The 15184-nt window shown below is 37.5% G+C and carries 15 protein-coding genes; 13 read left to right on the forward strand and 2 right to left on the reverse strand.

Annotation, left to right across the window (positions count from 1 at the left end; translation table 11 throughout):
- Positions 1-5: 5 nt before the first annotated feature.
- Together BN997_RS16715 and BN997_RS16720 are read left to right on the forward strand one after the other, a co-directional pair.
- The gene (locus BN997_RS16715; protein ID WP_042533906.1) at positions 6-731 is read left to right on the forward strand and encodes a response regulator transcription factor; all 726 of its coding nucleotides are present in this window, start codon (positions 6-8) and stop codon (positions 729-731) included.
- Positions 728-1777, forward strand: a complete 1050-nt coding sequence (locus BN997_RS16720) for a sensor histidine kinase (RefSeq protein ID WP_042533908.1) — start codon at positions 728-730, stop codon at positions 1775-1777. Before BN997_RS16715 ends, BN997_RS16720 begins: the two co-directional genes overlap by 4 nt.
- Before the next feature lie 141 nt (positions 1778-1918).
- On the opposite strand, the gene BN997_RS16725 is transcribed toward BN997_RS16720, so the two are convergent.
- A complete protein-coding gene (locus BN997_RS16725) occupies positions 1919-3289 on the reverse strand; it encodes an aminotransferase-like domain-containing protein (protein ID WP_042533910.1) in 1371 nt (456 codons plus the stop codon).
- A 126-nt stretch (positions 3290-3415) separates the two neighbouring features.
- On the opposite strand from BN997_RS16725, the gene BN997_RS16730 reads away from it, so the two are divergent.
- From BN997_RS16730 to BN997_RS22985, 7 genes are all read left to right on the forward strand, one after another.
- Complete coding sequence (locus BN997_RS16730; protein WP_042533912.1) at positions 3416-4285, forward strand: DMT family transporter; 870 nt, start codon at positions 3416-3418, stop codon at positions 4283-4285.
- A gap of 230 nt (positions 4286-4515) precedes the next feature.
- Entirely contained in the window at positions 4516-5298 is a 783-nt protein-coding gene (locus tag BN997_RS16735) for an ABC transporter ATP-binding protein (RefSeq protein ID WP_244882396.1), read from the forward strand.
- Positions 5299-5303: 5 nt separating this feature from the next.
- Positions 5304-6107 (forward strand): hypothetical protein, encoded by an 804-nt coding sequence (locus BN997_RS16740; RefSeq protein WP_042536227.1) that lies wholly within the window; start codon positions 5304-5306, stop codon positions 6105-6107.
- A complete protein-coding gene (locus tag BN997_RS16745) occupies positions 6104-6859 on the forward strand; it encodes an ABC transporter permease family protein (protein WP_042533914.1) in 756 nt (251 codons plus the stop codon). The genes BN997_RS16740 and BN997_RS16745 overlap by 4 nt, the downstream gene beginning before the upstream one ends.
- 416 nt (positions 6860-7275) lie before the next feature.
- Complete coding sequence (locus BN997_RS16750; protein WP_042533916.1) at positions 7276-7605, forward strand: PadR family transcriptional regulator; 330 nt, start codon at positions 7276-7278, stop codon at positions 7603-7605.
- Between the two features lie 348 nt (positions 7606-7953).
- Entirely contained in the window at positions 7954-8136 is a 183-nt protein-coding gene (locus BN997_RS16755; RefSeq protein ID WP_042533918.1) for a hypothetical protein, read from the forward strand.
- An 8-nt stretch (positions 8137-8144) separates the two neighbouring features.
- Complete coding sequence (locus BN997_RS22985; protein WP_139089130.1) at positions 8145-8357, forward strand: hypothetical protein; 213 nt, start codon at positions 8145-8147, stop codon at positions 8355-8357.
- A gap of 522 nt (positions 8358-8879) precedes the next feature.
- Here BN997_RS22985 and BN997_RS16760 read toward each other — a convergent pair.
- Positions 8880-9782, reverse strand: coding sequence for an alpha/beta hydrolase fold domain-containing protein (locus tag BN997_RS16760; protein WP_042533920.1), 903 nt, complete (start codon positions 9780-9782; stop codon positions 8880-8882).
- Positions 9783-10530: 748 nt separating this feature from the next.
- On the opposite strand from BN997_RS16760, the gene BN997_RS16765 reads away from it, so the two are divergent.
- From BN997_RS16765 to BN997_RS22320, 4 genes are all read left to right on the forward strand, one after another.
- Positions 10531-10929: a c-type cytochrome gene (locus BN997_RS16765; RefSeq protein ID WP_042533922.1), complete on the forward strand. Its 399-nt coding sequence runs from the start codon at positions 10531-10533 to the stop codon at positions 10927-10929.
- A 218-nt stretch (positions 10930-11147) separates the two neighbouring features.
- Positions 11148-13019 carry a serine hydrolase domain-containing protein gene (locus BN997_RS16770; RefSeq protein WP_052485058.1) on the forward strand — a complete coding sequence of 624 codons (1872 nt, stop codon included), beginning with the start codon at positions 11148-11150 and terminating at the stop codon, positions 13017-13019.
- A gap of 99 nt (positions 13020-13118) precedes the next feature.
- Positions 13119-14639: a plasmid pRiA4b ORF-3 family protein gene (locus tag BN997_RS16775; protein WP_042533923.1), complete on the forward strand. Its 1521-nt coding sequence runs from the start codon at positions 13119-13121 to the stop codon at positions 14637-14639.
- Between the two features lie 117 nt (positions 14640-14756).
- Positions 14757-15107, forward strand: a complete 351-nt coding sequence (locus BN997_RS22320; RefSeq protein ID WP_052485059.1) for a hypothetical protein — start codon at positions 14757-14759, stop codon at positions 15105-15107.
- The last annotated feature ends 77 nt before the right edge of the window (positions 15108-15184 follow it).

Raw genomic sequence — 15184 nt, forward strand, 5'->3', positions numbered from 1 at the left:
GCGTCATGCGGGATAAAAAGGTTCTGGTCGTTGATGATGAGCTGGAGATTGCGGAATTAATCAAAGATTATTTGGAAGAGGAACAATATGATGTTGAGATTAGTACGGACGGGGAGGAGTGCCTTGCGGTCTTTCGGGAATACCGGCCACATTTGATTGTGCTGGATATTATGCTTCCTGGATTAGACGGAATGGAAGTATGCCGGACGATAAGGGCGGAATCAGCTGTCCCTATCATTATGCTGAGTGCAAAAAAATCAGAGATAGATAAAGTTTTAGGTTTGGGGTTAGGAGCGGATGATTATGTGGTGAAACCGTTCAGCCCAAGAGAAGTAGTTGCTCGTGTAAAGGCGCAGTTAAGAAGATATGATCAGCTTTCAACGGTAGAAAAAGAGGGAAGCGCATCAACAGAATATAAAACAGAAGTCTTAACCTTTGATAATATAGAGATTAATATAAATGCTTATACAGTCAAAATAAATGCAAAACAAATAGAGCTGACAACTAAGGAGTTTGAGGTGCTGCGTTTTTTAGCTAAGAGCGCTAACCACGTTTTGACCCGCCAGCAAATTTATGATCACGTGTGGGGAATCAATGAGTATGGCGATTTAAACACCGTAACCATCCATATTAAAAAAATCCGTCAAAAGATAGAAGAGGATACTGCCACCCCTAAATGGATCCAGACTGTCTGGGGCGTAGGCTATAAATTTGTGGGAGATAAAGAATGAGGCTGGGTGTAAGAGGGAAGCTGATTTTGTCCTTTTCATCGATGCTGGTGCTGCCGATAGTGGTTGCGCTGCTTTCTGGAGTCAACTCAAGCAATCGTATTTCCTTTAGCACGCTTCTTCCGGTTTTGCTGGCTCTGCTTATCCCATTTATTATCGGGGCCCTGATTACTGGCTGGGTCATTTCCCGGAATGTTTTAAAGCCCCTAGGAGAATTAGGAAAGGCAACAAGAAATATCAGGGAAGGAAATCTTGATTTTGCTGTTTCCTATCGGGAAAATGATGAGATAGGTGATTTATCTCGTGCTTTTGATGAAATGAAAGACCAGTTAAAAGAATTACGGGAAAAAGAGGCTGCTCACGAAACAGCGCGAAAAAACTTGATTGCCAGTATTTCACATGATTTACGCACGCCGATGTCATCGATTAAAGGCTATGTAGAAGGTTTGCAGGATGGAGTTATCCATGACAAGGACCGATTTCAACGCTATATTTCGGTAATTAAAAATAAAACGGAAAATCTGGATCACTTAATTGAAACACTTTTTCAATATTCGCAATTAGATATAAAGGCAGCAGAAGAAAGCTTTTCTGTTTGGAATTCCCAAGAACTGCTGGAAACAATCATCCATCCAATAAAGCTGGAGTTTATGGATGCGCCGATGCAATTAGAAGTGATAAAGCCTTTTCCGGAGGTGAATCTGCTTGTTAATGCAAACGAGCTCGCCCAGGTTTTCGATAATTTAGTAAGCAATGCGAAAAGATATGTTGGTGAAGAAGGGGTTATTGCGATTAGAGTGAATGTGGATAAACAAAAACTAAAAGTATCTGTAACAGACAATGGAGCAGGTATCACACAAAAAGATCTGCCGTTTGTATTTGAACAGTTTTATCGTACAGAAAAATCCCGATCAAGGCATTTTGGCGGGGCGGGACTCGGGCTAGCTATCTGTAAGAAAATAATTGATAAACATGGCGGTGAGATTTGGGCAGAGAGTGAATGGGGTAAGGGCACATCCTTTTATTTTACAATTCCAGTTTCGTTTTAGATGGATATATATACGTGAACTGTATTGCCATGCGCGGAAAGGTGATGATTATAATAAATATTTGAACATCATTCAGGCACTTTGAAAACCCAGCTGTTTTTTTAGCTGGGTTTTTAATTCTTGACAAAAATAAAATAACGATTAAGGAATCATTATATTATCCGCAATATAGTTCAATCTTTTCCGGTTCTGTTTTATTACTTTCGAGATAATTTCGATTCCTTTGTCTATTTTATTCTCTTCGATTTTTGAAATGCATATTCTTATCGCGTTTTCCTTATTAAAATCATCTAGGTACATATCTGAGCAATCTTTAACGTACACGCTTTGTTCTTTCAGTATATTGGTTATATATGCCGCCTTGATATTGTCAGGTAAGTAAATACAAATAAAAAATCCATTATTGGGTTTGCTGTATTTAATAGAATCATCAAAATATGTTTTGCACGCTTCAAGCAGAATATCTAACTTGTTTTTGTATACCTTTTTTATTTTTTCAATGTGAGTATGAAACATACCGCTTTTAAGGTATATTTCAAAAGCTCCCTGTGAGATGGCCGGACTATTAAAATCAGATGTAAATTTATACTTAATAAACTCATTTTTCATCCTGTCAGGTACGATAATTGAAGCAATCCTCATCCCTGGCAGAAAAACTTTTGAAAAGCTTTTGATATAGATAACCCTATTTGTGTCATCGAAGCTATAAAAAGGGTCGGCTTTCGTATCTAAATCTAATTCGCTTAAATAATCATCTTCAACTAAGTAAACATCGTATTTTTGAATTAAAGCGAGGATTCTTTTTTTATCTTCATTCGAATAACTGAAGCCGGAGGGATTCTGAAATCTGGTTATGACATAAAATAATTTGATATCATGATTTTTTAAGATATGCTCCAGACTTTCTAAGTCAATACCATTTTTCGAAACATCCAGCCCATAGATATTGCAATCGGTATTTTTGATAGACTCCAAGGCGCCATAATATGTAGGCTGTTCCACGAGAATATTCGTTCTTTTATTAGGCAAGGGCATATTTACAGCTAAATTAATAGCTTGTTGCGCTCCGGTGGTTATAAATAGATTATTCACATCTGCGAAAACTTGAAAATCCTGCAGGTATTTTTGTATTTCGCACCTTAAACTATAAATACCTTCAAAAGGGGAGTAGGAGAATATTTCATTTTTATATATATCTATTGCCTGATTAATACAATGTTGAAAATCTTTATACGGCATGACATTCAAATCAGGACTTGCCGATAAAAAATCAAAAACTTCAAGGTTATCTTCCTCACGTTCCATGCTTTCAATTACATAATATCCGCTTTTGCTGATGGAGTATATATAATGTTTACCCTCCAATTCTTGATAAGCCCTAATAATGGTGCTTTTATTGCAGGAAAATTCTTCTGCCATTGCTCTGATCGAGGGCAATTTATCACTTGGTTTTAATTTCTCCTCTTTAATCAAACTTATAATATAACGAACCACTTTTTCAAATTTATTCATTAAAATACCTCCCTGCTCAGGTTTGTACCGGTACACATCGTGATAACTCTTCTTTTATGATGAAAATTATTATATTAGTATGTTATATGTACCGGTACAATAATTCAATGAAAAGGAGCAGTATTTATGGAAGAGCGTAATCATTTATCGGGTTTTGTTTGGGGGATGCTTGGAGTGCTATGTTTCAGCCTCACATTACCAGCAACGAATGTAGCGGTTCAATATTTTAATTCTACATTTGTTGGACTTGGCAGAACAATACCAGCCTCGCTATTGGCTGTCTTATTTTTGATAATCAATAAACAACCTGTACCGACCAAAAAACAATTCAGAGATCTTTTTATTATTGCGTTTGGGGCAGTTTTAATTTTCCCGCTGTTAACAACCTATGCAATGGCAGATTTACCAGTATCTCACGGGGCAGTTGAACTAGCATTGCTTCCGTTGGCCACAGCATTTTTTGCGATGATTATAGCGAATGAAAGGCCTGCTTTTAAATTTTGGGTAGCTAGTTCGATCGCTTCTTTATCTGTGATTATATATGCATTTACTTTAGGATTAGGAACTATCCATTTGGCGGATATGGCGTTGATTATATCTGTCATTATATTGGGATTGAGTTATGCGATGGGGGCTAAATTAGCTAAAGAAATAGGCAGCTGGCAAACAATAGCTTGGTCCGTCATTATTGGAGCTCCCTTATTTTTAATACCTGTTATTCGTTCTATTCATGCAGAAGAAATCTTAGCTGTGCCTATAACGGGCTGGGTGAGCTTTATTTATTTAGCAGTAATCAGTCAATTTTTGGCGTATGTATTTTGGTATAAAGGATTGTCTGTCGGCGGAATTTCCAAAGTAAGTCAACTGCAATATTTACAACCTTTTTTAATGATTACATTCTCTTTTTTATTTCTGAATGAAGTATTTAATTTGTATACCGTAATTATTGCTGTTGTAACCGTCAGCTGCGTGATTATTGGTAAAAACGCAGCATGAATGAGGGGGGCGTAAAAGAAAGTACCGTTAAAGTTTAATATACTTTTATTAATCAGCGGCTGGAAAAAACATATTTTCCAGCTGTTTTTTGAAGGTGAAAAAATGACTTTTTGAAATCAGTAGTATTTGTATACCTGGTCCTTGTTTATAGAATTGTAATCTTTCTGTTAATAGACGTATATGAAGTCAAATGCAGCAGTTTATTTTTCGCTACTATACTAAAGAAGTACATGAAAAAAACGATTGGAAGAAAGGGAGCGATGTATTTGCATGCGAAAAATAGCAGGACAGGAACAGAAGCGATTGCAGTTAATAATGTAACAAAACGATACGGCAAGAAAACAGCCATTGAAAATGTATCGTTCACAGCACAACCAGGCCGGGTGACTGGATTTTTAGGGCCTAACGGAGCAGGGAAATCGAGTACACTGCGCATTTTACTCGGTTTGGATTTTCCTACCAGCGGCACAGCGCTTATTGAAGGTAAACCATTTGTTAATCATCGTCAGCCATTGCGAACAGTTGGTGCGATGCTAGATGGTGCTGCGGCTGTTCTGGAGCGCCGGGGTATTGATCACCTAAAGTGGATAGCTGAATCGAATCGTATTCCAAAAGAAAGAATCGTTCAAGTACTGGAAATGGTGGGTCTTTCTAATGCGGCAAAAGCAAGAGTGAAAAAGTATTCTTTAGGGATGAAACAGCGTCTTGGTCTGGCTGCTGCATTACTTGGAGAGCCCCGAATTCTTATACTCGATGAGCCTGTAAATGGGTTAGATCCTGAAGGTATCCGGAGTGTGCGGCGACTTCTGCAAGACTATGCACGAAATGGGAATACGGTGTTACTCTCCAGTCACTTAATGGACGAAACGTCGAAAATAGTGGATGATATTGTGATTATCAATAATGGAAAGATTATTGATTCAGGATCGCTGGAAGAGGTTGTTGCAGATCATGATTCTCTTGAGGAAGCTTTTTTTGCCTTAACTGGTATCAAGAGCGAAGAAAGCTGGTGATGAGCATGATAGCAGCAATACGATCTGAATTCACAAAAATAATTACATTGCGAAGCGTTTGGATTATCACCTTTATCTTATTGGGTGCCGGTCTCTTATTTCATTATTTTAGTGGAACTGGCTTCTTGGGAAACCTAAAAACGTTAGATGGGAATGGCATGCACTGGGAGTATAGAAGACCCATCAAAGCAGAACTAGATTTTTTCAGCACCATCGGTTCAGCAATATTTAATCCTGGAATCCTGTTCCCATTACTTGGTGCAGTCATTGCGGGTGCTGAATTTCAGTCTGGCCAATTAGGAATTAGTTTGCTTGCAGTGCCTTCCCGAAAGCAAATGATTATCAGTAAGGTTATTGCGACAATCCTTTATACACTTGGCATTGGAATTGTTTATGCCATCATATCGCTGGTTACAGCGTACTTTATGGTCAAAGATTGGCAGCTAGATATCTTATCGTCACCTGAAGTGTTTATCCGGATTTCAGGGGGTATCTTTTTCCTTGTCGCGATTACCTTGATATCTTTAGGCATCACGCTTATTACCCGGCGAACCCTTTTGGGTATTTTAATCATGGGTGGATTTATTGGGGTGACCATGTCCCAAGCGATTGCTTCATTTGCGCCAGCCGTGGACGCATGGACACCAATTAGCGCAGCTCGTAATTTTTTATTACAAGAACCAGCTATGCCTGTGATAGGACCGCCATTCAGTTCGAGTAATCTAATGGGAGGGATGGTGTTAGCCCTCTGGCTTATTGGCGTATTAATTGTTTCACTCATTCTAATGAAGCGGAGGGACGCCCGATGAAGGTAGCTGCTTCTGAGCAAACTGTCATTTCTTTCTCGGATGTAGTTCGATCTGAATTCACTAAGATTATCTCACATCCAACAATCGTACTATTTATCATTATCACCACGATTATGAATCTTGGGCTTGCTATATTGGACACAAGTGGTCTTGTTTTTTATCCTGGAAATGATATGCCTCCGTCTACAGTGGCAGATTTTGGTCTTGTTATGTTTGCTCCTATTTACGCGTTTCTTATTCTGCCTGTTTATGCAGCAAGCAGTGAATATCAAGAGGGGCAGAATCGTATGACGTTAATTACTGTTCCTAATCGTCAGCTATTAATGAAAGGAAAAATAGTTGCGGTGGGACTGGCGGTGTTATGCGGAATATTGGTTACTATCATCCCGTCACGATTAATTATTCATATCTTTTCGGATGTAGATATGAGCTGCATTTTGATTGATCTCACACGCTGGACAGCGGTCTACTTGCTAATGTCTATCATTGCTTTTAGCATTGCGGGATTAACGCGCAGCGCCATCGTACCACTTTCCATTTTGATTATGATTCCTATATTTATTGCGACTGGTATTTTACAATGGCCAGGAGGACTGCGATTCCTGCCGGATCAAGCGAGCATGAGCTTACTCGGAACGCCTGCTTATGAAGTGACCGAACTGTCACCGTGGATTGCTTTCTTTACGCTTTTTGTTTGGGGGGTAATATGTGCAATTGCTTATTGGCTGTCTTTTCTTCGGAGGGATAGCTAAGCAGCGATAAGAGAGAAGCAGCTGCAGCTAAAAGCTTCGCAATAATTCCCTTGATCCTCTATTATTCGCATCTTGTTTTAAAAAAAGCAGGGTGCGGATTGTTTATCTTATAGTATTTTCATATTATAAGATTGTTCCTCACTCATTTATAAAATCTCATTAAAAGTCTAAAAAAGGTCAATACTAAATTACTAATGTAAAAAGAGTGGTTATTTAATTAATTACTCTTTTATGAAAATACAATATTATAATTATGAGTTTCATATATTTTTTTAAATGTATTAATATCTGGTATAATAATATTTATAGATATTTGAAATGATAAATCTGTTTTATATATAATTACTTTGACAGGAAGAGTAATCAGTTGATTTATTACTCTACCAGATATGGTTATGTGATAAGGAGGATATGTTATGATTAGAAGTGATATTATACGAGGACATTTAGAATCGATTATACTGCGTCTGATTTATGAAAATGATCAGTACGGTTATGAAATATCAAAGCAAATCAGCTTACGGACTGAAAGTCGTTTTCAGATTAAAGAAGCGACACTATATGCCGTTTTTCAGCGTCTTGAAAAGAAAGGATTAATCGAATCTTACTATGGTAAAGTGTCTCATGGCGGAAAGCGAAAATATTATAGAATTACGATGTTGGGGAAAGCATATTTAAAAGAGACAGCCAGAGAGTGGGAGGAAACAAAAGAAATTATTGATTTGTTTATGGAAGGATTAGATTGAAGAAGACGCAGTATTAATTTGAAATTGTTTTTTGGTATTAAGAAGTCTGAAAGGCAACGATTTGATGTCTTTAAACGAACACGGATTTTTTACGGGGAAAAAGAGGACATGGATAATGTAAATGATTTATTTGGCGAATTAAAAATGAAGCCGTTTTAAAAACAGGTGTTGAAGAAGACAGGGTTAAGTTATATTATTTAGATATGGGATATTTTTGGAAGTTTATAAACTACTATGCATCTTTAGCGCATTATTACCTGTTCCATATCAGGGCACATTTTCGGAATAGGTAACAACGTGCAAGTATCTTTTTAAAGAAAAATTTGTGAAGGGAAGGAGAATTTTGTTTTGTCAGCATCTGTAGGCGGATTAAATATGGGAGACGTAATAATTCAATTACTCTTTTTGTTACTTGTTATTTTGCTCGTTATAGGAATCGTATCGCTCGTCGTCATGTGTATCAAAAGAAATAAAAGAATAAGTCAATTAGAAGAAAAAATTGATAAATTACAGTCAGAGAAAGATAAATAGCTTTTCTTGTGAATGAAATTACGCTTTACTCCCAAATTGACGGTAATGAAAAGGGGCGATTTTTTACAGCAGATAGGGTTGGTAAAATGAATAATGATAAAAAAGCAGGATTTGGTCAGGAAATGGCATCTAAATGGTTTTTAAACGTGCCAAAACGGCTCAGGTTTTCCATTATATTTGGAGCTTTAATAGTGTTGATTTATTTAGTAAATAAAGGATAGGTTATTAACAAGTTTCCCAGCATGGATTTATATATAGCCTGCCAGTTTTTTTGCTCTGACGCTCCCTCTGTACGATCGTTTGCCACTTCCAGTTCTGCTCTATATTTCTGGAATGACCGTCTCTGTATTCAGGCGGGATTATCTTACATTCGAATTATTACATAATTACTTTGGGGGAGCGTTTGCCGGTTTGGACAGTTACATTGCTTGTCGCTGTTCTGTTCTGTATTGGTCGTGAACTGTTTATTCCTTAACGATTTGCTCCAATTTAAATTTTTCCGGCGTGAAGCATCTTTATCACGGGAATGGTGAGGCATCTCTGCGGACCAAATTAGGAATTACATACGTAATATTGTTTCCGCACCTGTCATTTTACTTTATTTTTGCTTTTAATTCGTTTTATGTAAAGAAAAGCGGGAAAAGCAACGCTTTAGCGGCTGCTTTGTTGTAAGCTGTCCTGAAAAGGTCGCAGCTTGATACAGTTTCTGAACAGGAAGTTGAATACGTTAGGCAGCGAATACATCAGCTGTTTGTTATAATATCTACTATTTCTTTGGTTGCTTCTCTGGCCTCTGGAATGGGGTAAAGCACAAAGATATGGTTCATTTCCGGATATTCAAAATAATTAATGTGGATGTCTTGCGATGCAGCCATCTCTTGAAATTTTTTAGCATCTGGTAAAAGAACTTCATGTGTCCCAATAAACAAAGTAATTTCTCCTATCCCATGTATCTCTCCATTTATCGGACTTAGTAAATAATTATCTCGGTCAGTACCTCCTGCATATGCCTTTCCCATTTGAATCAGCCCATAGATACCTAACATCGGGTCTTTAGGTTCGAGTTCATGAGCTTCTGGATTTTTCATCGTAATATCAAGCCAAGGCGAAATTAATATGATATGTCGGGGCTGTGGTAGCCCCTGTTCCAAAAGCAATTGTGCTAATGCTAATGCAAATCCTCCGCCAGCAGAGTCACCCATCAAAATAATATTATCGCTATCGGTTGTTTCTAACATCCATTTGTATATTGGAAGCACTTTTTCGAAAGACTCTTTATAATGATGATTGGGTGCTTTTGGATAAATAGGAACATATATGTTAGCTTTGGTTTCTCTTGCTACTTTCCCAAGAAAATGCCAGTGATATAACGAGGGCTGCTTGATATAACCGCCTCCATGCAAATAGAGGATGGATTTTCCTGAGTGATTCTCTTCTTGATTAAAGATATACCATTCCATTCCATCAAACATCTTTTTTTCAATGTTGAACCTTGTCTGGATATATTTTGGCAGGTCATATGGTTTCTCATTTTCTTTTTGTTTTTCTTTTAGAAACGATTTGAATAATTGAGGATCGGTAAAACTGTCTTTATTACTCAGCCGTGTAAGTATACGTTCCGCAATCCGGCTTTGAAAACTTCTCATATTCTTTTCCTCCTGTAGGTCACTATTCACCAGCGTTTAATAAACCTCGGACAATACGCAGGGGGGGCCTCACTTATAATATCCATTTCCTAATTTGTAAAATATGTATCCATCAGGAATACCTGCTGTTGACTTTTCTTATCTTTATACTAGCAGTAATCGTTTAGCTTTGTACAACCATTAGCACTTTTCTTTGTAAGCATAAATCCCCGTATAACTTCATTTTTAAACAAAAGGGAATGGCTGTATCCTTGAATTTCTATCTTACCGTTCTCGATTATGCACTTTTTACATGAATACAAAATGTCTGTCTCTATTATAATATATAAACTGCAAATTCTACATACCATATAGGTATATGCTGCTCTCCATTATTTAACGTTTTTATAAAATTTAACTCGCCTACCGAATTGAAACCATCAACATATTCCTGTCATTTTACCTAATCATTATTCTCTTTATTCTTTAAGCTTTTGGGTAAGATGATTAGCACCAGCTGTTATAGAAAAAATGATATATGTTTTTCTTGTTAAGGGGGATTATATAAGCATATATAAAGCTTTAAAAAGAAAAGAGGAGTAAAATGAAAATTGAGAATATAATGTAACATTATTGGTTCAATCACATTTTCGGGGTCTCCATTTACTGGCTTCTTCGAGATAATCATGAAGTTGATTTGATACGAGATAGCCTATTCATTACCCGTATTTTGTGAATAATTCAAATCATCCAAAGGAGGAGAAGTAAGTTGAAAAAATTCTATCTTTTGTTTTTAGCATTCACTTTAGCAATTGTACTTGCGGCTTGTGACGGTGATAATGGCAGTGACAGCGGTGATGAAGGGGCTGATAATACGGAAAACAGTGAGGAAACGGAATCATCTGATCCAGGGGGAGAAGCGGAAGATGGAGAATCTGCAAGTATTGAAACTGGAGAAGAAGTTTTTCAAAATAATTGTGCCAGCTGTCATGGTCAAGATTTGTCAGGAGCAGCCGGTCCAAATTTAACCGAAGTTGGCAGCAATTATTCACAGGATGAAATTGCTGATATCGTTGAAAATGGAACAGACGGAGGAATGCCGGCCTTTCCGGATCTTGGTGATGATGATTTGGATGAACTTGCGAAATGGCTGAGCGAGCATAAATAATATAGTGCAATGATCAGAAAAACAACAGTTCCCATGCAGCTGTTGTTTTTCTTTTGCCATATCCGTAAATAAAAAGGGATTTAAAGACTCTCTGAAGAAGTATGAATATATAAAAATCATTTTGGGGCGGAGAAGCTTTGTAATGTGAACGTTATTTCAAAATAATTGGCCAGTTTATTTAGAAGCTTATTTAACCAAAAAGAGAGAAGGGTAGCAAGATGATAAAAAGAATCAGTATTTTTCTTCACATAGTTTTTTTCAGCTTATGTTTTCCCTATACTTTTTCAGCGGCAGAAAATACAACGCCATCTGGTATTCCAATAGAAGAACTGGAGCAGTTCGTTGACGAATATGCTGAAGAATACATAGGTAGCACTGTAGCAGGAGCGGCAATCATTGCTATTAAAGACAATCAAATTGTTCTATCTAAAGGATATGGGTATGCCGACGTAGAAAATCAAATTCCAATGAATCCGGATACAACTGTTCTCGAATGGGGATCGATTACAAAATTATTTGTATGGGTCTCTGCGATGCAGCTTGCTGAACAGGGAGAACTGGATTTAGAGGAGGATATACGAACTTATTTGCCGGAGGAATTTTTGACCAAATTAAATTACGATGACCCCATTACCATCTTGAATTTAATGCATCATAATGCAGGCTTTGAAGAATATATTTTTGATTTGCTGTTTGAATCTCCGGAGCAGTTGGTTGACTTGGAAGAATCCTTAAAATTAGCAGAGCCGGAACAGGTTTATAAGCCTGGAGAAGTTGTTGCTTATTCCAATTACTCAACTTCTTTAGCAGCTTATATTATTGAAGAGATTACCGGACAGCCGTTTTATGATTATGTGAATGAGCATATTTTTGATGAATTGGAAATGAATCATTCCACCATGCATTTACCTGTAGAAGATAATCAGGAAATTACGCGTCATAAAGGGATAGGTTATTTTCCTGGAGAGAATGGTGATTTTATGGAATCACAGTCTTTTTATATTTCTATGTATCCCAGCGGGGGAATAAATGGAACAGCAGCCGATTTAGCAAAGTTCGCACAGGCTTTGATGCCGTCTGAACCAGAAAAGACTTCTTTATTCCAAGAAGACCAGACACTTCAAAAATTACTTACAACAAGCTATGCTCCAGAAGAAGGAGTTCCCGGACTTGCTCACGGTTTTTGGGAATATGATGGCGAATACAGAGGATTGACCCATTCCGGTAATACGGTCGCTTACTCCAGTAATATGCAAATTGTTCCTGAAGATAATTTTGCGATTGTCATCTTAACTAATCAAGCAGATGAAATCGATCTTTTATTTGGTCTGACAGATGAATTAGTGGGCAGAGGGGATCAAACAGTTCGAGAAAACCTCCCGCCGGCTGCTGAAGTAGAAGGATCTTATTTATCGGCACGCCGTACGTTTAATGGTTTTATGAATCTTTACGCATATCTTGCACCACTCGATGTTAAGCCAATGGATGACAATGAAATTGAATTGGATTTAGCAGGGTTCAAAGCAACTTATGTACAAACAAGTCCTTATGTTTATAAATTAAAAAGCGGAGATGACGTATTTATACCAAGTAATGTCATGTACTTTCATGTAAATGATGGGATGTCCGAACAGATTTCAACTGCTTATGCGGATTATCTTCCTATGGACAAAAATACTCCTTTTCTGCTCATTAGCTTAGGACTGTTTATTTGGTGCATGGTTTATTTTTTAATTTCTCCTTTTGTGTTAATGGTGCTGGCATTTTTTCGAAGGAGACGAAAACGAAAAAAAGCGCCAATTGCAAAGTGGAATTGGTTATTAATGCTATCTGGAACTTTACTGGCAGTGAATATAGCGGTTCTGATTATCCGTATGCTATCTAACCCGATGCGCACCTATTCCGAGCTGCTGCCACACTTTATAGGGAATTATCTCTTTACCGCGACCAGTATTATCGCTGTTGTAATGATGATTTTGGTCAGGAAAAAAGCTCCGTTGTCCAAAATGCAAAAGACCGGCTATCTGCTAACGGGTTTCAGCAGTATTCTGTTTATTATTTGGCTGATTATCTGGCAGATGTACGCATAAAAATAGTTGCATTTTTTTACTATGAAAGCTTAAGTTAAATGTGAAAGCTATAATAGAAAATGAACAGACAAAATGAAAATAGAGAGAGGGTGTATTTTCTTGGTTCTTCAATTAAATATTCAAGTAAAAGATGTGAACCCCGCGAAACAGCGAACACTAATCGTATCGGAACAGAGTACTTTTGAAGAATTGCATCTATTCCTGCAGACTGCATTTGCGTGGTCTGACGAACATTTGCACTTTTTTTCACAGAAAGGTACCTCGATTGTGCCACAAGCAGGAGATCTACTTGAACAGACAGGGGCCGTTGATGAAAAAACGGCGATCTTAACGGATTTCTTGAAAAATCCCGGTGATAAGCTGACCTATATTTATGATTTGAATCTGGATTGGCAGCATGAGATTATTTTGGAACAAAAAGTGGAGCTGCCGATGGATCTGCCATTACCATTCTGTCTTGCGGCAGAAGGGAACCAGCCTTTGGAAAAAGGTTTCGAGAATACGTATACGTTTTCCGACAATGAGGAACTTGTAGAATACATCAATCATCAATTAAGTGTGTTTTACGAAGACTGGCTTCTTGGTGAAGAAGGCGCTGAGGAAATAGAGCCGGATGAATCGGAATGGAATCAATTATTTGATGCAGCTGATCAAGTGAAAGAAAAACAACCATGGCTTGAAATTCAAGATAATCAATTTATTGCAGTCTGGTCGGATAGGGTAAATGATTATGTCTATTGTTCCATCATGGGGAATGCAGGAGAAAGTTATGGCGTTTCCGGTTTTCTGGGTAGCAGAGGGTTATTATCTTATCTGGATCTGCTGGATGACGATCCATTTGATGATAATTTAGCAGTTGTTTTCATGCAGTATTCTCTTACAGTTAATTTTAATAGCAGAGAGGAATTGAATGAGGACGAATATGATTTAATTAAAAGTCTCAACAGAAAGTATCGCGGGAAAAATCAATGGCCTTCATTTACCAGCATGATTCCGGATACCGTCCCATGGAGTTTTAATCAAGAAGAAAGTTTGATTTTCACAGAAGTGATGTCTAAACTGGAATCATTCCTTTCACGTACGGATAATCTGTCTAAAATAACTCCGAGCTTTGATAGCGGCAAAATACTCGCTTTAAATAAAGAAGGCGAACAAATCATTTTGTCAACATTTGATCTGGTTGAAAAGGCTGTCCAAGACCCTGATTTAGAATTGGATATGTCAGAAATAGAATGGAAACGGATGAGGAATAAAATAGATAAAATCAATGGCGTGGAGGCGGAGCTGGCATTCATCCAAGCAGGAGAGCCGGTACAGAGGACACCTGAATCCCGGCCATTTCTTCCATATATCCTTGTACTTCTGGATCGACAAACGGGAGCGGTATTACATTATGATTTAGTAGACTCGATTTATTACTCAGAAGGTATCCAAGAAAAAATATTTCAGCTTTTCGAAAAAATAGAAGCCTTGCCGCAAGCGGTCCATATGTTTGATGATTTCTTTGCAACACAAGCGGAACCGTTGTTTGATAAATTGTCTCTTCCTTTAGTAAAAACCGAAGAATTACATGGGATGAATCAATTTATTCAAATGATGGAAGAGGATAAGCCTTTTTAGGAAGCTTCTGAGTATAAATAATAGAAACATCCTTTCTTTGTGATGCACATACACATAGAAAGGATGTTTTTCTATCATTTGATTGAATTGAAATAAAAAAGAACAGGAGACCGGTATATGAAGAGATCCATTGAAATAAGCCTAAGCCTCCTTGGCGGGTTATCTTATATATTATCAATCGGATTGTACATGGAAACCATCGATAAGGCATATGGAGATTCAAATCATTTGGGCGGATTATTAGAAGCATTTACCATCGGTTTCGGCATTATGGGGATAGCAATTATCATTTGCATCCTTGCCATTATATGGTTTAAAGGGGATAAGAAATCAAAAGCTGCTGGCATTATACTGCTTATTTTTGCAGCGGCTACGTTACTTATCACCTATGGCGGCGTATTTATCGGGGCTTTCTTTTATATGATTGCGGGTATATTTGGGGTTGTACGTCAAACAAAGACTGGTTAAGTGTCTATCTATAGCAGGTAACACCGTAAAAAATCCAAGCCGAAATTTCAGCCTGGATTTTTTTATGGTAGAATTGA

The organism is Oceanobacillus oncorhynchi (assembly GCF_000821065.1).
Lineage (GTDB): Bacteria > Bacillota > Bacilli > Bacillales > Amphibacillaceae > Oceanobacillus > Oceanobacillus oncorhynchi.